This is a genomic window from Xanthomonas sp. WHRI 6108 (assembly GCF_040202385.2).
GTDB classification, from domain to species: Bacteria; Pseudomonadota; Gammaproteobacteria; order Xanthomonadales; family Xanthomonadaceae; genus Xanthomonas; species Xanthomonas arboricola.
Genome location: NZ_CP168198.1, coordinates 3,014,083 through 3,031,583, shown reverse-complemented (window position 1 = coordinate 3,031,583; position 17,501 = coordinate 3,014,083). Strand labels below are relative to the sequence as shown.

Sequence of the window (17,501 nt, the reverse complement as noted above, 5' to 3'; positions counted from 1 at the left end):
TGCAGCGATGCACTCAGTCCAGCGGACCGTCGCCGTCGCTGTCAGCACGCACGAACATCGGCAGACGCAGGCGCGAACGGTGGCCCTGCACCGGCGCCTGATCGGCACCGGCGACGCCACGGAAATAGCCGCGTTGCCATTTCTCGCGCGCGGCGGCCGACTGCGCATCCGGCAGTTCCTGCAGAAACTGCGTGCGGCTGCGGGTCCAGTCGGCATGCTGCTGCGCCAGTTGCGGCGCCTCGGACAAGGGCTTCCACTGCGGCTGCACCTGTTCGATCAGCTGGCGCGGCAGCGGGAACAGATGGCAGAACGGCTCGCCGGCCTCGAAGCGCACCTGCCCGGGCCGGGTGAACTTCCAGTTCATGGTGAAGGTGTACGGGCTCCAGTCGGTTTCGACCATGCCGCTCAGCGCGCCGATACCGTCCTTGGGCCGGTTCAATGGCCCGGTGACGAACAGATCCATGCCGGCATCGGTGCGAAACAGGCAGGGCACGTGGAAGGTCAGCACGCCGTAACCGAAGTGACTGATGGCCGGTGAGGCGGCGCCGGCATCGGCGCTGATCCGGATCGCATCCAGGCCGTCGCGCCCGTCCCAACTCGCTTCGAAACCGGCCTGGCACAGCAGCTCCCAGCCATGCGCATTGGCGATCGCCAGCGGCAGGCAGCGGTAGGCATAGCGCTGGTCGGTGGCGTCCATCCAGTCGCGCTCGTGCGGAGCGGGGCGGATGTCCAGCGTATGGCCATCCAGGACGTGGGCAGTGAGCTTCATGCGCGGGCGTCGGCGTGGCGATGGGCCCGCGATGATAGCCGTGCCGCATGTTCAGCCGAACGACTTGTCTCCCCGGCGCGCGGGCCCCATCCTGAGTGCATGACCGATAACGCTCTCACTCTGGCCGAAACCCGGCTGTTGCTTCCTTCCGGCCTGGACACCGGCCATCTCGACCGCACCTTCGGCGCCCTGCTGGGCCCGGGCATCGACTTCGGCGACCTGTACTTCCAGCATTCGCGACGCGAGAGCTGGAGCGTGGAAGACGGCATCGTCAAGGACGGTGCGCATTCCATCGAACAGGGCGTGGGTGTACGCGCGATTGCCGGCGAGAAGACCGGCTTCGCCTATTCCGATGACATCCAGCGCGATGCCTTGCTGGAGGCGGCGCAGTCCGCACGCGCAATCTCGCGCGAGGGCGGTGCGCAATCCACCCGCTCGCTGGTGCGCGGCAACGGCCGTGCGCTGTACCCGGCCACCGACCCGATCGACGACATGGACAGCGCGACCAAGGTCGATCTGCTGCGCCGTATCGACCAGTACGTGCGCGCCGCCGACCCGCGCGTCAAGCAGGTGATGGTGAGCCTGTCCGGCGGGGTGGACACGGTGCTGATCGCGCGCAGCGACGGCGTGCTCGCCGCCGACGTGCGCCCGCTGGTGCGGCTGAACGTGCAGGTGATCGTCGAGCAGGGCGGGCGGCGCGAGTCCGGTTACTCCGGCGGCGGTGGCCGTTACGGCTATGCCGAACTGTTCGCAGATGGCCGCCCCGAAGGCTTCGCCCGCGAAGCGCTGCGTCAGGCGCTGGTCAACCTGGATGCGATTCCGGCTCCGGCCGGCGTAATGCCGGTGGTGCTCGGCCCGGGCTGGCCCGGCGTGCTGCTGCACGAGGCGGTAGGGCATGGCCTGGAAGGCGATTTCAACCGCAAGGGCACCAGCGTCTACGCCGGCCGCATCGGTGAGCGCGTGGCCTCGCCCGGCGTGACCATCGTCGATGACGGTACCCTGGATGGCCGCCGCGGCTCGCTCAATATCGACGACGAGGGCACGTCCACCCAGTGCACCACGCTGATCGAAGATGGCGTGCTGGTCGGCTACATGCAGGACACCCACAACGCGCGCCTGATGGGCGTGGCGCCGACCGGCAACGGCCGGCGCGAATCGTTCGCGCACCTGACCATGCCGCGCATGACCAACACCTACATGCGCGCCGGCCAGCACGATCCGCAGGAAATGATCCGCTCGGTGAAAAAGGGCATCTACGCGGTCAACTTCGGCGGCGGCCAGGTCGACATCACCAGCGGCAAGTACGTGTTTTCGGCCACCGAGGCCTACCTGATCGAAGACGGCAAGGTCACCGCGCCGGTCAAGGGCGCCACGCTGATCGGCAACGGCCCGGAAACCATGCAGAAGGTGCGCATGATCGGCAATGACCTGGCGCTGGACGAAGGCGTGGGCGTGTGCGGCAAGGACGGGCAGAGCGTGCCGGTCGGCGTCGGCCAGCCGTCGCTGCTGATCGACGGCATCACCGTTGGTGGAACGCAGGCCTGAGATGCGGGGATTTGGGAATCGGGATTCGGGATTCGCAACAGCGGGGACTGCGGGGTGTGGTGGGTTCCGCTTGGGCGGATCCGGGGGCCGGGATCTGGGATTGGCAACGGCCGGGATGGCCGTTGCGGGGCTGGATGGATCGGGCGGAGCCTTATTCGTCGGCGTCCGACGCCGATTCGTCGTCTTCCAGTCCCGATTCCCCACTTTCCAATCCCTGCTCCTGAGACAACTCGCGCAGCACCTGGAACAGCTCGCGGTAGGCGCGCGGCGGTTTGTTCTTGGCCCGCTCGTGGATGGCATTGCGCACCAGCTGGCGCAGTTGTTGACGGTCGGCGGCCGGGTAGGTTTCCAGCAGTTCGGCCAGCGCCACGTCGCCTTCGGTGAGCAGGCGTTCGCGCCAGCGCTCGACGCGGTGGATCGCGGCCACTTCGCGGCGCGCGGTGTCGCTGTTGGCATCCAGCGCATCGCGGATTGCGGCCAGCGTTTCGTCGTCCTCGCGGCGCATGTGCTTGGCCAGAAATGCCAGCTGGCGCTTGTGCGCGATATGCGAGGTGATGCGCTTGCTCTCCTCGATATGCGGGATCAGCGATTCGGGCACCGGCAACTTGGCCAGCTGCGCCGGAGTGAGCGCCACCAGCTTTTCGCCCAGGTCGAAGATTTCCAGCGCCTCGCGCCGCTGCTGGCTGCGGCTGGCGCCGCGGAATTCACCGGTGTCTTCGTCGCGTCCGCGCATTGCCATCCATCCGAAACAAGAAGTTATTCATCATTGAGACTAGGATAAAGCATTGAACGCACTCTCCTCCGAAACACGTGTCCAGGACGACAGCCTGCAGCGCCTGGATGCGCTCACCGACATCGCGCAGCGCCTGCTCGAGCGTGCCCGTGCCGCCGGCGCCACCCAGGCCGAAGTGAGCTGCAGCGAAGAGCGCGGCCTGGACGTCAACGTGCGCCTGGGCGATGTGGAAACGGTGGAATCCACCCGCGACCGCGGCATTGCGGTCACCGTGTACTTCGGCAAGCGCAAGGGCAGCGCCAGCACCGCCGATCTGCAGGATTCCAGCCTGGAATCGACCGTTGCCCAGGCCTGCGCGATCGCCCGTTACACCGAGGACGATGTCGCTGCCGGCCTGGCCGATCCGGAACTGATGGCGCGTGACTTCCCCGAGCTGGACAGCTGGCACCCGTGGGCACTGGACGCCGACACCGCGGTGGACCTGGCGCTGGCCTGCGAGAGCGCCGGGCGCGATGCCGATGCGCGGATCAGCAACTCCGACGGCGCCTCGGCCAGCACCGGGCTCAGCCTGTCGGTCTACGCCAACTCGCATGGTTTCATCGGCCGCGAGCGCGGCACCCACCATTCGATCAGCTGCGCGCTGATCGCCGGCCAGGGCGACGGCATGCAGCGCGATGGCTGGTACAGCAGCGCGCTGGCGCGCGAAGACCTGGAGGCGCCGGAAGCGATCGGCCGCCACGCCGCCGAACGCACCCTGGCGCGGCTGCAGCCACGCTCGCTGCCGACCGGCCAGCTGCCGGTGCTGTTCGCGCCGGAAGTGGCGCGCTCGCTGGTCGGGCATCTGCTCGGCGCGGTCTCCGGCGGCGCGCTGTATCGCCGCGCCAGCTTCCTGCTCGACAGTGTCGGCAGCAAACTGTTCCCGGACTGGTTCAACATCGAAGAACTGCCGCACCTGCGCCGCGGCCTGCGCTCGGCCGCCTTCGATGGCGAAGGCGTGGCGACGCGGCGTTCGGCATTGATCAGTGACGGCGTGCTGCAGCGCTATGTGCTGGGCAGCTACTCCGCACGCAAGCTGGGCCTGCAGACCACCGCCAACGCCGGCGGCGTGCACAACCTGCAGGTCACCGCCAACGCCGGCGACCTGGCTTCGCTGGTTGCCGGCATGTCGCGCGGCCTGCTGGTCACCGAGCTGATGGGCAACGGCGTCAATCCGGTGACCGGCGATTATTCGCGCGGCGCCGGGGGCTTCTGGATCGAGAACGGCGTGATCGCCTATCCGGTCGACGGCCTGACCATCGCCGGCAATCTGCGCGAGATGTTCGCCGGCATCGAGGCGGTCGGCAGCGATGTCGATCCGCGCTCGCACGTCAAGATCGGCTCGGTGCTGGTCAACCGCATGACGGTGGCAGGCGATAGCTGACCGTGATTGAGCAGGGCTGCTGCGCCAACTGCCCAACTACACAGCGTCCGGCGCGCGTGGGCCTTGCCGCTCTGCCTGGCGGCAACCGCCGTGCAGAGCCGAGACCATGTCTTCCCGCACTGGTAGCTGGCTGAATCGTTGCTATAGTCCGCCGCAACACAACCATGCATGGGGAGACATGATGAGCGAATTCGAGTCACAAGCCGTACCGCCGCCGCCGCCGCCGATCGGGACCAGCACACCGTCGGAGGAGCGCACCCTGGCGCTGGCCGCGCACCTGCTCGGTATCCTGACGTCCTTCATCGGCGCGCTGGTGATCTGGCTGATCAGCAAGGACGCCAGTCCGTCCAAGCCGTTTGCCACCGATCAGGCCAAGGAAGCGTTGAACTTCCAGATCACCGTGATCATTGCCTACGTGGCTGCGGTGATCCTGACCATCGTGTCGTTCGGCATCCTGTTCTTCGTGCCAACGCTGGTGTGGATCGCCAACCTGGTGCTGTGCATCCTGGCCGCAGTCAAGGCCAACAACGGCGAACACTACCGTTATCCGTTCACGCTGCGCCTGATCAAGTAATCCGGCGCGGTGCAAATGACAAAGGCCCGGCAGCGATGCCGGGCCTTTGTCATTTCAGACGATGATGCGATCAGTTCTGCGCCGGGGTGTTCTCGGCGAAGTACTCGTGGCTGTCGGCATTGGTGATCGCCTGGGCCGGGTTGCTGATCGCCAGGCTGCGCGCGCCGGACTGGCCGTAGACACGGTCCTGGGTGCCGGCGACGACCGTGAAGTGGCTGGTCTCGTGCACCAGCGTGCCGGCCTTGGAGTCGGTGCCGGTTGTCGACGCACTCCAGAACGCATTGCAGACATGGATCTCGTACGGCTGGTTCGGATAGACGTAGGCGAAGGCGTCCGCCAGATCCGCTTCGCAGCTGCAGTTGATCGTCAGCTGGCCGTTGTTCTGGTCCAGCGCGTTGTCGATGTTGACGAAGTTCGAGCTGACCCGGCTGTAGCGCGAGGCGTTGTAGGCGCCGAACCAAGTGGTGTAGCGCGCGCCGGTGCTGCCGGCATTGAGGTAGTTGCGCGCGTTCTGCGAGTAAGTACGCGCGGCAGTGACGGCACTGGCGGCCTGGTTGGTGCGGGTGGTGCTGCAGTTGAGGTAGTTGATGCCATTAACCACGGCGGTCGGGCCGACTGCGAGCTGGCGCTGTACGCCACGCCGTGCGCCGTCCAGCCAGACCGTGAGCGGGGTGCTGGTGGCGACGGCCGGCAGGCCGTTGGCCGCCTTCATCAGGCTGCCGTCGGACAGCGAGGCGTATTGCAGCGACGAACGGACCTGGATGGTGTAGTTGCCACTGGTCGACAGATCGTAGGCGCCGGCCAGATCGACCTCGCCCTTGACGCTCTGGCCGGGCTTGAGGATGGTGAAGTCGGCCGCCTTGGGCAGGCCACGCTTGACCAGGCGTCCGGTGTAGGCCACCGGCGCGCCATCGCGGCTCACTTCCAGGATGCCGTTGTCCAGCGTCTGCAGTGGCAGCTGATAGGTCGGCACGCGTGCGATCTGGCTGCCGTTGTTGGTGACGGTCACCGCGATCTTGCCCTGGTGTCGCCCGGCCTGATCGGCGACCGGCGCCAGTTCGATGGTCAACGGGACCGGGCCGCGCACGGACTGCGCCTGCGCCGAACCGAGCACGCCAACAACGGCCAGCGTGCCTGCTGCAAACGATGCGAGAAAAACGTTCTTCACCAGTGACTCTCCATGTGGTCGGGGGATGTCCGCGGACGCGGGCAGGTCAACCTAGGCAGAGCGAGCAGACGCAACAAGAGAACCGATTGATGTGGTTTTTGGCCTGCCGGCAGTCAGGTAATGACAAATGCGGACACCGATGGCGACAATTCAGCCTGGAAGTGTGAGTTATTCCGCACTTTATTGCCGCTCTGCCGAAGTTTTCATGTGAAAAATGTATGGAAGGAGAAGTTACGTTCTGTGACGCAGCGCAGCGCTTGCAGGGCGGTGTGCTGCAGCCGCACCGTGCGCTGGCGCACGGTATGCGCAAAGGCCGGTGCGAGCGCCTGATCGCTGCGGGCTGCTGAAGTCGAACGCGCTGCCGTAGTGGCCGTGCGTGGTGGCGTTGAAGCCGGCTGCGCGGCCGCTCGCCCTGCGCATCGGCGGAACCTGTGCATGCCGCCAGGCATCGGCACACGAGGCGCCCGGCGCGCCTGTGCGGCAGCTCAAACGAACGCGGAACGCTAGTGCGCGCGGTCCACCGCAAACCGGCCCAGCGTTGCCAGCGTGTCGCCGGGCGCACCGTAGGGCTGCAGGATGTCGTGCATACGGGTAGCCAGTTCGGCCAGCTTGGCCTTGGCGCCGTCCATTCCGAGCAGGGCCGGATAGGTGGACTTGGCTTGCGCGGCGTCCTTGCCGGCAGTCTTGCCCAGCTGCGCCGAGCTCGATTCCACATCCAGGATGTCGTCGCGGACCTGGAACGCCAGGCCCAGCGCATCGGCAAACGCATCCAGGCGTTGCTGGTCGTCGGCTGCGGCAGCGCCGGTCAGCGCGCCCATGCGCACCGCGGCGCGGATCAGCGCGCCGGTCTTGAGGGCGTGCATGCGCTCGAGATCGCGCAGCGATTGCAACTGGCCGGTGGCATCGATATCCAGCGCCTGGCCGCCGCACATGCCGGCAGCGCCTGCGGCAGTGGCCAGACTCTGCAGCCAGCCGACCCGCAGCTCCGCGCTGACCGGTGCCGCAGCCAGCAGCTCGAAGGCGCGCGTCTGCAGCGCGTCGCCGGCCAGGATCGCCGTGGCTTCGTCGAAGGCGATGTGCACGGTGGGCTGGCCACGGCGCAAGGCGTCGTCGTCCATTGCCGGCAAGTCGTCGTGCACCAGCGAATAGGCGTGGATCAGCTCCACCGCCACCGCAGGCGTGTCCAGGCGGTCCTCGTCGGCGCCGAACAGTGCGCCGGTCGCATACACCAGCAGCGGACGCATGCGCTTGCCGCCGCCCAGCACCGCGTGCCGCATCGCGGCGTGCAGTCGCTGCGGTGCCAGGGTGGGACTTGGCAGACTGGCCTCCAGGCTGCGTTCGGTGCGGCCGATCCAGTGCTCGAACAACGCCGAACTCACCTCAGCCGCCGTCCTGCGACGGCGCCTGGAAGTCTTCGGCCAGATCGGGGCGCGCGGGGTCGGTCAGCATGCGCACGCGCAGTTCGGCCTGTTCCAGTGCCTGCTGGCAGTCGCGGTACAGGCCGATGCCGCGCTCGTAGGCGGTGAGCGACTGCTCCAGGCTCTGGTCGCCGACTTCCATCTTCTGCACCAGTTGCTCGAGTTCTTCCAGCGACTGTTCGAAGCGGGCGACCGGGGATGTTTCGTTCAAGGATTTTTTGACCATCGTCAAAGTGTGCGGCGCGCAGGCAGGCGGGTCAATTCGCGTTGGCGTGGTCGCGCCATCGCAAGGATGCGCCATGCGCGCGCAGCCAGTCGCTCAATGCTGCCGAGACGATGCGGTCGCCGGCTGCCAGCACCCGGCCGTCGGCCCACAGGACCGGCAGGCGCGCGCGTTGCCAGGGCGGTAGATCCAGCGCCTGCAGCAGGTGCTTGAGCCGGTGCGAATGCGCGCGCTGTGGCAGCACGATGCGTTCGCCACCCTGGCGTGCGCGCACCAGCAGCGGTTGCCCGAAGTGCAGGCCGGGTGCGCCGTGCAACTGCAGTTGCGCGCCATCCGGCAGTGGCAGCGGGGACGTGCCATCCCAGCAGGCCTGCCATGACGCCGGCCACGCGCTGTGCGGACGCAGCAGGTACAGGCACTGGCGCCAGCGCCGCACCTGCACCTGTTGCCAGGCAAAGCAGGCCTGCCGATCCGGCGCGTCGTCGTCGACTTCCTGCTCCAGGGCGGCCACGCCGTGCGCAGGCAGCGGTGGTGCCTGCGCTGCAGCCACCCAGGCGCGCAGCAGCCGCGGCCGACGTGTTGCCGGCTGCGCACGCAAGGCCTGCAGATCCAGTGCGCCGGCGGCGGTCAGCAGGCCGGGCAGCAGCGCGGTGTCCTCCTGCAGCAGCAGGTCGCTGGCATCGGCGCTCAGCTGCGCGCTGCGCGCCAGTGCCTCGGCGGACTGCGGCCAACGCTGCTGCAATACGGGCATCAGCTGGGTACGCAGGAAGTTGCGGTCGTGGCGGGCGTCGGCGTTGCTGGGGTCTTCGATCCACTGCAGGCGATGTGCCTGCGCATACGCCAGCACCTCGGCGCGCGCATGCGCCAGCAGGGGGCGCCACAGCATGCCGGCGGCGAAGGGACGCTGCGCGCGCATCGCCGCCAAGCCGTCCGGGCCGGAAGCGCGCAATGCGCGCAGCAGGAAGGTTTCGGCCTGATCGTCGCGATGGTGCGCCAGCGCCAGCCATTCGCCTGGCGCCAGTGCCGCGGCAAACGCGGCATGGCGTGCATGGCGTGCCGCCGCTTCCAGCCCCAGGCCGCTGTCGCGCGCGACCTGCACGTGCGCAATTTGCAGGGGGACTTGCAAGGCATCGCACTGGCGCTGGCAATGCGCGGCCCAGGCGTCGGCATCGGCATGCAGGCCGTGATGCACATGTACCGCACGCAGCCCCGTGTCGCGACAACGCGGCGTCGCTGCCAGCAGGTGCAGCAAGACGCTCGAATCCACGCCGCCGCTGTAGGCGACCAGCACCGGGCCGGGCGGCGCCGCGGGTGGCAGCAATCCGGTCATCGATGCAGATGGCGTGCTGCGACGCTGCATCCGCACGCGGGCGGCGGGGCATGCCGCGCCGCCACCGTCCGCGCTGCGCGCAGCCTGCCCATCAGCGTTTGGCCGCAGTCTCGAACGTGGCCGACTGCGGCAACTCCACCGGCACGCCGGCGCTGTCGCAGGTACCGGCCTTGCACAGGCGCTCGCGCAGGCGCGGGGTGGCCTGCACGATGACGTGGTAGATCACGTTCTCTTCCAGCGTGCCGCGGAAGGCCGCGCTGCCCGGGCCAGTGGCCCAGATGCCGACGTCTTCGCCGCCATGGCTTTCGGACTTGGTCGGCACCAGCGATTCCTGCATGTAGCTGGGCGCCTCGGTATCGACATGGGTCAGGTCCGGGCGGCCGGCGGCCGGCTCGCTGTTGCTGGGTTCGTGCGGGTACTTCTTGGGGCCGGCCGGCTGCGCGTTGCTGGCGCCGGTGTAGCCGGGGCCGTTGGCGTAGCTCAGCGTGGTGTAGGGCTGGCCGGCCAGGTCGGTGGCCAGCTGGCTGCGGTCGCCTTCTTCGCCGCCGGTGCCGCGCACCTTGCCCAGGATCGGGTTGCCGCGCACCGGGTAGCCGACAAAGTTGAGCGTATGCGAATGGTCGGCGGTGACGATGATCAGCGTGTCCGGCGGCGCGGTCTGCACGGCGGTGCGTACTGCATCGGACAGCGAGACGGTTTCGTCGAGCGCGCGGTAGGCATTGCCGGCGTGGTTGGCGTGATCGATGCGGCCGCCTTCGACCATCAGCACGAAGCCGTTCGGGTCGCGCGACAGCGACTGGATCGCGGTACGGGTCATCTCGGTCAGGCTGGGCTCGCCCTGCGCGGTGCGATTGCGGTCGTGGTCGAACTGCATGTGATCCGGCTCGAACAGGCCCAGCAATGCGGGCGCGCCGGCGGCCGCCTGCAACTGTTGTTCGTTCCAGACGTAGGCGCCCTGCGGGTGCGCCTGCTTCCACTCGGCGACCAGATCGCGGCCGTCCAGGCGCAGGCCGACCTTGTCGTCGTATTCCGGATCGCGCTCCTGCACGGTCTGGAACTGGCTGCGTCCGCCGCCCAGCACCACCTGCGGGCCACGCCCGAAGCGCGCGCTGGACAGCAGTTGCTGGGCGATGTCCTGGCAGCCGGCAGTGCGGGCGGACCCGGGCAGGTCGGTGTCGTTTTCCCAGTTGCGGTCCGGCGAATGCGCATAGGTCGCCGCCGGGGTGGCGTGGGTGAGGCGGGTGGTGGTGACGATGCCGGTGGCCATGCCGGCGCTGTCGGCCAGCTGCAGCCAGCTTAACAGGCCCTTGCCCAGGCTGTCGGCGCAGTCGCTGCGGTTGCCGCTGCTGACGCCGATCGCGCCCATATGCGTTTTCACCCCGGTGGTGATCGCGGTCATGGTGCCGGCCGAATCCGGCGTCTGCGAATCGGTGTTGTAGGTCTTGCTGAAGGCGGTGGCCGGGAACTGCTCCCACGACAGCAGGTTCTCCTCGCCCGGCCCGCCCTTGCGCTGGCCATCCAGAATGCGCGCGGCGGCCACCGTGGTCAGGCTCATGCCGTCGCCCAGGAACAGGATCACGTTGCGCGCGCGCCCGGCCATGGCGCCGTTACCGGCTGCGCGCGCGGCGCCCGAGCGGTACCACCATTGCGGCGTCTCGCCGGCGGGATGCGTCACCTGCGGCACCTCCACGCGCACGGCGGTGGGCGCGGATGCGCTGGTGCCGGCGCTGGACGCGCAGGCGGCGACACACACGGTGGTCAGGGCGGCGAGGGCAGGCAGGCGGTAACGCATCGGCATCGAACTCGTGACTGAATCAGCGCGCATTATGCCGGGATGCCTGGTGTCACACAGATGACACGCCGCTGTTCCAGTCGTGGCCTCGCGGGCGACGCGGGCCTGGGCTATGGTGCATGCACTCTCCCCCGGATGATTCGACGCATGACATTGGTCTCGGCCTGGTTGCGCATTCCGTTCTGGCAACGCGTGGTGGCCGGCTTCGTGCTCGGCGCGCTGGCCGGCTGGGCCATGGGTCCGGCTGCCGATGTGTGGTTTGGCCCGCTCGGCGATCTGTACGTCACGCTGATCAAGATGATCGCGATCCCGCTGGTGTTCTTTGCGGTGATCAATGCGATCTCCTCGCTGCACGGGCAAAAATCCGTCGCCGCGCTCGGTGGGCGCACCTTCCTGTGGTTCGTCATCACCGCCGCGCTGGCGGTGGGCGTGGGCCTGGCGGTGGGCACGTTGATGCAACCTGGAGCCGGCCATTTCAGCCTGAGCGTGGACTCGGCCTGGAAACCGCGCGATGTGCCCAGCCCGATCAAGGTGCTGCTGGACGTGGTGCCCTCCAACCCGTTCTACGCACTGACCGGCATCGGCACCAAGACCAATGCGGCCGGCGAAACGGTGCTGGCGGCCGGGCGCGGATCGATCCTGCCGGTGATCTTCTTCGCCGCGCTGCTGGGCTTTGCGATGGTCAAGCTCGGCGAGCGCGTGGCCGAGGCACGCAAGCTCACCGCGCAGTTGAGCGACATCATGATCCAGGTCACCCGCTTCGTGCTGGAGATGACCCCGCTCGGCACCTTCGGGCTGATCGCCAGCCTGGTCGGCAGCTATGGCTTCGAGAAACTGCTGCCGTTCGGCAACTTCGTGCTGGCGCTGTATGTGGCCTGCGCGATCCATATCGTGGTGGTCTACAGCAGCCTGTTGTTGCTGCATGGATTGAATCCGTGGAAGTTCTTCCGCGGCGCGGCGCCGGGCATGCAGGTGGCCTTCGTCAGTTCATCGAGTTTTGCCGCGATGCCGGTGGCGATGCGCTCGATCACGCACAACCTGGGCGTCAGCAAGGACTACGCCGCGTTCGCGGTGCCGCTGGGTGCCAGCATCAAGATGGATGGCTGCGGTGCGATCTTCCCGGCCCTGTGCGCGGTCTTCATCGCCCAATACACCGGCGTGCCGCTGACCGCCAACCAGTACTTCGTGGTGTTGATCGCCTCGGTGCTGGGCAGCTTCGGCACCGCCGGCGTACCCGGCACCGCGGTGATCATGGCCACGGTGGTGTTGAGCGCGGCCAACCTGCCGCTGGAAGTGATCGGCTACCTGTACGCGATCGACCGCATCCTCGACATGATGCGCACCATGACCAACGTGACCGGGCAGATGCTGGTGCCGGTGCTGGTGGCCAAGGAAACCGGCCTGCTCGACAAGGCCGTTTACGAGTCGGCCTCGACCAACGTGGGCCTGGAAGATCCGCTGACCGATCACGCGCCGACGCAGCGCTGACCGCCGCCGATGCGCGCTGGATTTCCCACGCTGCGCGACCGCCTGCAGCAGTTGCCCGAGTTGCACAGCGTCGACGGCGTGTTGGTGCAGCGGTCGTTGGCCGACGATCCGTTCGAGCAGCAGTATCTGCAGGTTCGGCGCAAGGAAGGCCGGCTCTACACCGATGCACAGGTGCGCAGCCTACCGCGTCCCGGCGGCAAACTCGGCGCCAGTCTGGAATGGCAGGTGCGTGCGCTGTCCAGCGCCTTGCTGGTCCAGCACCTGCGCGCGCAGGCAGGCGAGGGCGCCATTGCCGAACTGGGCTGCGGCAACGGCTGGCTGTCGCAGCTGCTGGCGCAGTCGCTGCAGCGCGACGTCTGCGGCATCGACGTCAACCGCACCGAGCTGACCCAGGCCGCGCGCGTGTTCGGCCATGACCAGCGCCTGAGTTTCATCGCCGCCGACATCCAGACCCTGGCGCTGCCACGCGATCTGTTCGACGTCATCGTGGTTCCGGCCTGCATCCAGTATTTCGCCGACCCTGCGGCATTGGTCGTGCGCCTGGTCGCCCAACTACGCGACGGCGGCGAGCTGCACATCCTCGACAGCCCGCTGTATGCGGATGCGCAAGCCGCCAACGCAAGTGCCGCGCGCAGCCTGCGTTACTTCACCGAACTGGGCGCTCCGGCGCTGGCCGCGCACTACCACCAGCATACTTACGCCAGCTTCGACCGCTTTGTGGTGCAGCGACTGTTCGACCCGCGCCGCCCGGGGGCGCGCCTACGAAGAATGCTCAGGATGAAACAACCCCACTTTCCGTGGCTGTGCCTGCGCAGGCAGGACAACCTGGATGCGCTGCGTTCCTGAGTGAAGCATCGGCATTGCCGGACACGGTGTCAGGCGTTTGCCTCGGGCGCGCTGACGTCCCACCCGCATGGCACACTGCCAGCTCATCCATTGACGGGGGCGGGCGGTGATTGGCCAACAGCGTGATCTGACATTTCGTTTTCTGGCCGAGCCCAGCGACGTCAACTTCGGCGGCAAGGTGCATGGCGGCGTGGTGATGAAGTGGATCGACCAGGTCGGCTTTGCCGCGGCCAGTGGCTGGAGCGGGCATTACTGCGTCACCGTGGCGGTGGGCGGCATTCGCTTCGTGGCGCCGGTGCGGATCGGCGATCTGGTCGCGGTGTCGGCCAAGCTGGTCTACACCGGGCGCACCAGCATGCACTTCGCCATCGATGTGCGAGCGCGCAGCCCGATGGGCGGCGACTCGCGGCTCTGCACGCATTGCATCATCGTGTTCGTGGCGATGGACCCGGATGGTGTCACGCCGGTGGAAGTGCCTTCCTGGCGGCCGGGCACGCCCGAGGATCAGCGCCTGGCCGAATACGCGCTCAAGGTGATGGAACTGAGCAAGGGCATCGAGGACACCATGGCGCATTACCAGGCCGATGCCGCGCGCTGATCGGGGTGGCGAGGTGTGTGGTGCTGCGTACGGGATCCAGATGCGTGCGCGGCGACGGTAGGGAGCTTCCGCGCAAAGATTGTCCACAACGCAAAAGGCCGCGGAATCCGCGGCCCCTCTGTCATGCAGTGGATCAGGTACTCGAAATCAAAGCACCCGACGTGCCTGGATGAACTTCTCGCTCCAGTAACCGCTGGCCAGCGAATCCACGCGCACGTCCTTGCCGCGGCTGGGCGCGTGCAGGAACTTGCCATCGCCGACCACCAGGCCCACGTGGTCGATGCGGCCGCGCCTGCCGAAGAAGACCAGATCGCCTGCCTTGAGCGCGTTGGGGTCCTTGATCAGTTCAGCAGATTCGTCGCGTGCGATGTCGCGCGAGACGCGCGGCAGGTCGATGCCCAGGGCGGTCTTGAACACATAGCCGACCAGGCCGCTGCAGTCGAAACCTTCGGTGGACTCGCCACCCCAGACGTATGGGGTGCCGAGCAGGGCCATGGCGCGTTGCAGGATCACCTGCACACGGCTGTCGGCCACGGCGTTCTGGGCAGCATTGGCCGCGCTCTGGGAGACGTCGTAATTGGCCAGCAGGCGGCTGAGGTCACCGGCGAACATCGCCGAGCGGTCCATCAGCGGAATGGCGTCGTTGGCGGCCAGGTGCGGAAGCAGGGCGGCCAGTGTTGCGGTGGCAGCGGCGTCGGCGCGGCTGCGGGTTGCGGCTTTCTCGGCGGCGACGGCGCTGTCTGGCGTGGTCGTCTGCGGAGCGGATGCGGTGCCGTTGGCGGTCTGGGCCAGGGCGGGTAGGGCTGCGAGCCAAAGAGCGGTGGCGCATAGCAGGCGGAGCGGTTTCCGGGGCGGAAGCGGTGCGGCGCCAGTGTTGATCTGTTCGTCGTTCGTCACGCGGGAATCACAATTCTGCTGTCGATGCGGGATGATGCCTTGGTGAAAGAATCGTTACGTTCAAAAAAGGTTAAATTTCCGTTTTATGAAATGTGATGGACATCACATATCAGGGTAAAACCCGTTTTGAACCTGAATAATGGTCACGCCAGTAGGCGCCATCCAGGAAATCCAAGCGGACGGTACCGCCGGTATTCGGAGCATGTACGAAACGGCCTTCACCGACATAAATGCCGACATGGGTCACGTTGCCGCTGGAGCCGAAGAACACCAGGTCGCCGGTGGTCAACTGCTCCGGCGGGATGCGCGGGCCCTGCACTGCGGCCAGCTCCCGCGAGGTGCGTGGCAGCGAAAGCGCCAGCACATCCTTGTAGACATAGGTGACCAGCCCGCTGCAGTCGAAGCCGGTTTCCGGCGTATTGCCGCCGAAGCGGTACGGCGTGCCGACCAGGCCCAGCGCACGCATCAGGATGTTGTTGGCGGCAGCCGGGTTGGACGGCGGCACCTGTGGCCAGACACGCGGTGCCGGTGGCGGGGTGGCGGCCGGTCGACGGACCGGCGCCTGTGCGCAACCGCCCAGCAGCACGAGCAGGCCCAGCAACGAACTGGCCGCGGCGCGGCGGGCGCGGGCGGCGAAAACTGGCGTGATATGCATGGAGCCGGGATAATGGGCGGTTCGAAAGGTCGCCATGATGGCGGCGCACCCGGCGGCCGACAAGCCGTCCTCCACCGTCTGCCACCGGGCAGCCTATCCAGAGCCAGGCATGAAGATCGAAAAAGACAGCGTCGTCCGCTTCCACTACACCGTTTCCGAGCTCGGCCAGGAGCCGATCGAGAGCTCCAAGGAGCGTGACCCGTTGGCGATCATGATCGGCCACGGCAACATCATTCCGGGCCTGGAAGCGGCCATGATGGACAAGGAAGCCGGCGACAGCTTCGGCGTGGACGTCAAGGCCACCGAAGCGTACGGCGAATACCGCGAAGGCCTGAGCCAGCGCGTGCCCAAGAAGCACTTCGGCGCCACCAAGCTGGTCCCGGGCACCCAGGTGGTGCTGCAGACCAACTTCGGCCCGCGTGCAGTGACGGTGCAGAAGGTCGGCATGAGCGTGGTCGACGTCGATCTCAATCACCCGATGGCCGGCAAGGACCTGCACTTCGACGTGGAGATCATCGAGGTGCGCGAAGCCACCCAGGAAGAGCGCGACCACGGGCATGTGCATGGCGAAGGCGGCCATCACCACTGAGCGCAGTCCTCACACGGCCCGTGTGGCAGGCGGACCGATGCGGGCTATCTGCAGGATCGGCATGCACCGCACGGTGATGCCGGCTTGCACGCGCCGATCGTGTGTGTGTGACCAGCGTTGGCTGAATGTGTTTCCGCGGCCCGCCATCTCGGCGGGCTGTTTGCATGTTGCGCGCCGCGATCGCCGCGCCGCGCTGCCCGAGCCGAGATGACCCCGCGCGATCCTTTGCTGCCCATCGCAATCAGCGAGCGAATCGCGGTGCTCGACGTGCTGCGCGGTTTTGCGCTGCTGGGCATCCTGCTGATGAATATCGAAGCCTTCGTCGGCCCGCTCGATCTGGCGGTCACCGGCGTGGAGCCGCATTGGCACGGCGCCGACCGGGTTGCCGATGCGCTGGTGTACCTGCTGGTGCAGGGCAAGTTCTACACGCTGTTCTCGCTGCTGTTCGGCATGGGCTTTGCGGTGATGGCGCAACGCGCCGCGCAGGCCGGGCGCGGGTTGTTCGGCACCTATCTGCGTCGTACCGTCGGGCTGCTGGTGATCGGCCTGCTGCATGCGCTGCTGCTGTGGTCCGGCGATGTGCTGGTCACCTACGCCTTGCTGGCCTTGTTGCTGCTGGCCACGCGCTCGGTGCCGACGGTGACGCTGCCGTGGTTTGCCGCGCTGGTCTACTGTTGCGCGCCCGGGTTGACGCTGCTGTACGGCGTCGCAGGCACCTTGATGCAGCTCGATCCGGCGGCTGCCGTGGAATGGAAGGCCGCGATGGCCGATGCGGCGCAACAGGCGGCAGCGAACGTGCAGGCGCAGCGCGCCGCCTTCGGGAGCGGCAGCTATGCGCAGGCCACGCTGCAGCGCTGGCACGACCTGCAGCACGCGATGACCGGGCTCAGCATCAATGGCCCGGCGATGCTCGGCATGTTCCTGCTGGGTAGCTGGTTTGTGCGCAGTGGCGCGATCGCCGCGCCCGAGCGCTTCCCGCGCCTGTTTCGGGCCCTGCGCTACGTGGTGCTGCCGCTCGGGCTGGGCGTGATGGGGGTGAGTTACGCGCTGGAGCCGTGGATTGATCCGGCGCGGCTGGATCTGCGCCTGTCGGGTGCGTTCGCGTTGTCGCTGATTGCCGGCCCGCTGATGAGCCTGGGCTATGCGGCCTGGGTGGTGCGCCTGGCGCCGCGCCTGGCCTGGCTTGCGCCCGCCGGACGCATGGCGCTGAGCAACTACCTGCTGCAGTCGCTGGTGTGCACGTGGATCTTCTACGGTTACGGGCTGGGCTATTTCGAGCAGCTGCCGCGCGTATGGCAGCTGCCGTTCGCGCTGGCGCTGTTTGCGTTGCAGGTGGTGCTGAGCCAATGGTGGTTGCGCTGGTTCCGCTTCGGGCCGATGGAATGGCTATGGCGCAGCGTGACCTATCTGCGTGTGCCGCCGATGCGCCGCAGCGACGCGCGCGTGGGGTAGTGCG

At 67.5% G+C, this 17,501-nt stretch carries 17 protein-coding genes; 8 read left to right on the top strand and 9 right to left on the bottom strand.

What is annotated here, in order from left to right; all coding sequences use genetic code 11:
- Window positions 1-13: 13 nt before the first annotated feature.
- On the bottom strand, window positions 14-769 hold the full coding sequence (locus tag ABQ039_RS12740; RefSeq protein WP_349778072.1) for a DUF6065 family protein: 756 nt from the start codon (window positions 767-769) through the stop codon (window positions 14-16).
- A 99-nt stretch (window positions 770-868) separates the two neighbouring features.
- On the opposite strand from ABQ039_RS12740, the gene tldD reads away from it, so the two are divergent.
- Window positions 869-2,314 carry a metalloprotease TldD gene (gene tldD / locus ABQ039_RS12735; RefSeq protein WP_024940782.1) on the top strand — a complete coding sequence of 482 codons (1,446 nt, stop codon included), beginning with the start codon at window positions 869-871 and terminating at the stop codon, window positions 2,312-2,314.
- 151 nt (window positions 2,315-2,465) lie between these two features.
- Here the strand turns inward: tldD and yjgA are convergent, their stop codons facing one another.
- Window positions 2,466-3,047: a ribosome biogenesis factor YjgA gene (gene yjgA, locus ABQ039_RS12730; protein WP_349778073.1), complete on the bottom strand. Its 582-nt coding sequence runs from the start codon at window positions 3,045-3,047 to the stop codon at window positions 2,466-2,468.
- 52 nt (window positions 3,048-3,099) lie between these two features.
- Here yjgA and pmbA point away from each other — a divergent pair, with 52 nt between their 5' ends.
- A complete protein-coding gene (gene pmbA, locus ABQ039_RS12725; RefSeq protein WP_065032483.1) occupies window positions 3,100-4,467 on the top strand; it encodes a metalloprotease PmbA in 1,368 nt (455 codons plus the stop codon).
- Between the two features lie 106 nt (window positions 4,468-4,573).
- Window positions 4,574-5,041 carry a DUF4870 domain-containing protein gene (locus tag ABQ039_RS12720; RefSeq protein ID WP_349778074.1) on the top strand — a complete coding sequence of 156 codons (468 nt, stop codon included), beginning with the start codon at window positions 4,574-4,576 and terminating at the stop codon, window positions 5,039-5,041.
- A gap of 70 nt (window positions 5,042-5,111) precedes the next feature.
- Here ABQ039_RS12720 and ABQ039_RS12715 read toward each other — a convergent pair whose 3' ends face one another.
- From ABQ039_RS12715 to ABQ039_RS12695, 5 genes are all read right to left on the bottom strand, one after another.
- Entirely contained in the window at window positions 5,112-6,209 is a 1,098-nt protein-coding gene (locus tag ABQ039_RS12715) for a M35 family metallo-endopeptidase (protein ID WP_349778075.1), read from the bottom strand.
- Between the two features lie 503 nt (window positions 6,210-6,712).
- Entirely contained in the window at window positions 6,713-7,588 is an 876-nt protein-coding gene (locus ABQ039_RS12710) for a polyprenyl synthetase family protein (RefSeq protein WP_065032482.1), read from the bottom strand.
- 1 nt (window position 7,589) lies between these two features.
- Window positions 7,590-7,853, bottom strand: coding sequence for an exodeoxyribonuclease VII small subunit (locus tag ABQ039_RS12705; protein WP_016903977.1), 264 nt, complete (start codon window positions 7,851-7,853; stop codon window positions 7,590-7,592).
- A 31-nt stretch (window positions 7,854-7,884) separates the two neighbouring features.
- On the bottom strand, window positions 7,885-9,180 hold the full coding sequence (gene tilS / locus ABQ039_RS12700) for a tRNA lysidine(34) synthetase TilS (RefSeq protein WP_349778076.1): 1,296 nt from the start codon (window positions 9,178-9,180) through the stop codon (window positions 7,885-7,887).
- A 91-nt stretch (window positions 9,181-9,271) separates the two neighbouring features.
- Window positions 9,272-10,978 carry an alkaline phosphatase gene (locus ABQ039_RS12695; protein ID WP_349778077.1) on the bottom strand — a complete coding sequence of 569 codons (1,707 nt, stop codon included), beginning with the start codon at window positions 10,976-10,978 and terminating at the stop codon, window positions 9,272-9,274.
- Window positions 10,979-11,119: 141 nt separating this feature from the next.
- On the opposite strand from ABQ039_RS12695, the gene ABQ039_RS12690 reads away from it, so the two are divergent.
- The 3 genes from ABQ039_RS12690 to ABQ039_RS12680 all read left to right on the top strand — a co-directional run bounded on the left by ABQ039_RS12690 (window position 11,120) and on the right by ABQ039_RS12680 (window position 13,904).
- The gene (locus ABQ039_RS12690) at window positions 11,120-12,460 is read left to right on the top strand and encodes a dicarboxylate/amino acid:cation symporter (protein WP_102256552.1); all 1,341 of its coding nucleotides are present in this window, start codon (window positions 11,120-11,122) and stop codon (window positions 12,458-12,460) included.
- A gap of 9 nt (window positions 12,461-12,469) precedes the next feature.
- Window positions 12,470-13,306, top strand: coding sequence for a bifunctional 2-polyprenyl-6-hydroxyphenol methylase/3-demethylubiquinol 3-O-methyltransferase UbiG (locus tag ABQ039_RS12685; RefSeq protein WP_184609110.1), 837 nt, complete (start codon window positions 12,470-12,472; stop codon window positions 13,304-13,306).
- Window positions 13,307-13,412: 106 nt separating this feature from the next.
- Window positions 13,413-13,904 (top strand): acyl-CoA thioesterase, encoded by a 492-nt coding sequence (locus tag ABQ039_RS12680; RefSeq protein ID WP_024939524.1) that lies wholly within the window; start codon window positions 13,413-13,415, stop codon window positions 13,902-13,904.
- Between the two features lie 147 nt (window positions 13,905-14,051).
- Here ABQ039_RS12680 and ABQ039_RS12675 read toward each other — a convergent pair whose 3' ends face one another.
- On the bottom strand, window positions 14,052-14,801 hold the full coding sequence (locus ABQ039_RS12675; protein WP_016903983.1) for a C40 family peptidase: 750 nt from the start codon (window positions 14,799-14,801) through the stop codon (window positions 14,052-14,054).
- Window positions 14,802-14,910: 109 nt separating this feature from the next.
- Window positions 14,911-15,492: a C40 family peptidase gene (locus tag ABQ039_RS12670; protein ID WP_039512201.1), complete on the bottom strand. Its 582-nt coding sequence runs from the start codon at window positions 15,490-15,492 to the stop codon at window positions 14,911-14,913.
- Window positions 15,493-15,565: 73 nt separating this feature from the next.
- Between ABQ039_RS12670 and ABQ039_RS12665 the strand changes: the two genes are divergently transcribed.
- Complete coding sequence (locus tag ABQ039_RS12665; protein ID WP_024939526.1) at window positions 15,566-16,045, top strand: peptidylprolyl isomerase; 480 nt, start codon at window positions 15,566-15,568, stop codon at window positions 16,043-16,045.
- Between the two features lie 207 nt (window positions 16,046-16,252).
- Complete coding sequence (locus ABQ039_RS12660; protein WP_126967373.1) at window positions 16,253-17,497, top strand: DUF418 domain-containing protein; 1,245 nt, start codon at window positions 16,253-16,255, stop codon at window positions 17,495-17,497.
- Window positions 17,498-17,501: the final 4 nt, after the last annotated feature.

Excerpts from the sequence above, each read along its gene's own strand:
- ABQ039_RS12665 (WP_024939526.1), top strand. The coding sequence starts at position 15,566 with ATGAAGATCGAAAAAGACAGCGTCGTCCGCTTCCACTACACCGTTTCC.
- ABQ039_RS12685 (WP_184609110.1), top strand. The coding sequence starts at position 12,470 with ATGCGCGCTGGATTTCCCACGCTGCGCGACCGCCTGCAGCAGTTGCCC.
- ABQ039_RS12705 (WP_016903977.1), bottom strand. The coding sequence starts at position 7,853 with ATGGTCAAAAAATCCTTGAACGAAACATCCCCGGTCGCCCGCTTCGAA.
- tldD (WP_024940782.1), top strand. The coding sequence starts at position 869 with ATGACCGATAACGCTCTCACTCTGGCCGAAACCCGGCTGTTGCTTCCT.
- ABQ039_RS12670 (WP_039512201.1), bottom strand. The coding sequence starts at position 15,492 with ATGGCGACCTTTCGAACCGCCCATTATCCCGGCTCCATGCATATCACG.
- ABQ039_RS12660 (WP_126967373.1), top strand. The coding sequence starts at position 16,253 with ATGACCCCGCGCGATCCTTTGCTGCCCATCGCAATCAGCGAGCGAATC.
- ABQ039_RS12690 (WP_102256552.1), top strand. The coding sequence starts at position 11,120 with ATGACATTGGTCTCGGCCTGGTTGCGCATTCCGTTCTGGCAACGCGTG.
- ABQ039_RS12720 (WP_349778074.1), top strand. The coding sequence starts at position 4,574 with ATGTCTTCCCGCACTGGTAGCTGGCTGAATCGTTGCTATAGTCCGCCG.
- ABQ039_RS12695 (WP_349778077.1), bottom strand. The coding sequence starts at position 10,978 with ATGCCGATGCGTTACCGCCTGCCTGCCCTCGCCGCCCTGACCACCGTG.
- yjgA (WP_349778073.1), bottom strand. The coding sequence starts at position 3,047 with ATGCGCGGACGCGACGAAGACACCGGTGAATTCCGCGGCGCCAGCCGC.
- tilS (WP_349778076.1), bottom strand. The coding sequence starts at position 9,180 with ATGACCGGATTGCTGCCACCCGCGGCGCCGCCCGGCCCGGTGCTGGTC.
- ABQ039_RS12740 (WP_349778072.1), bottom strand. The coding sequence starts at position 769 with ATGAAGCTCACTGCCCACGTCCTGGATGGCCATACGCTGGACATCCGC.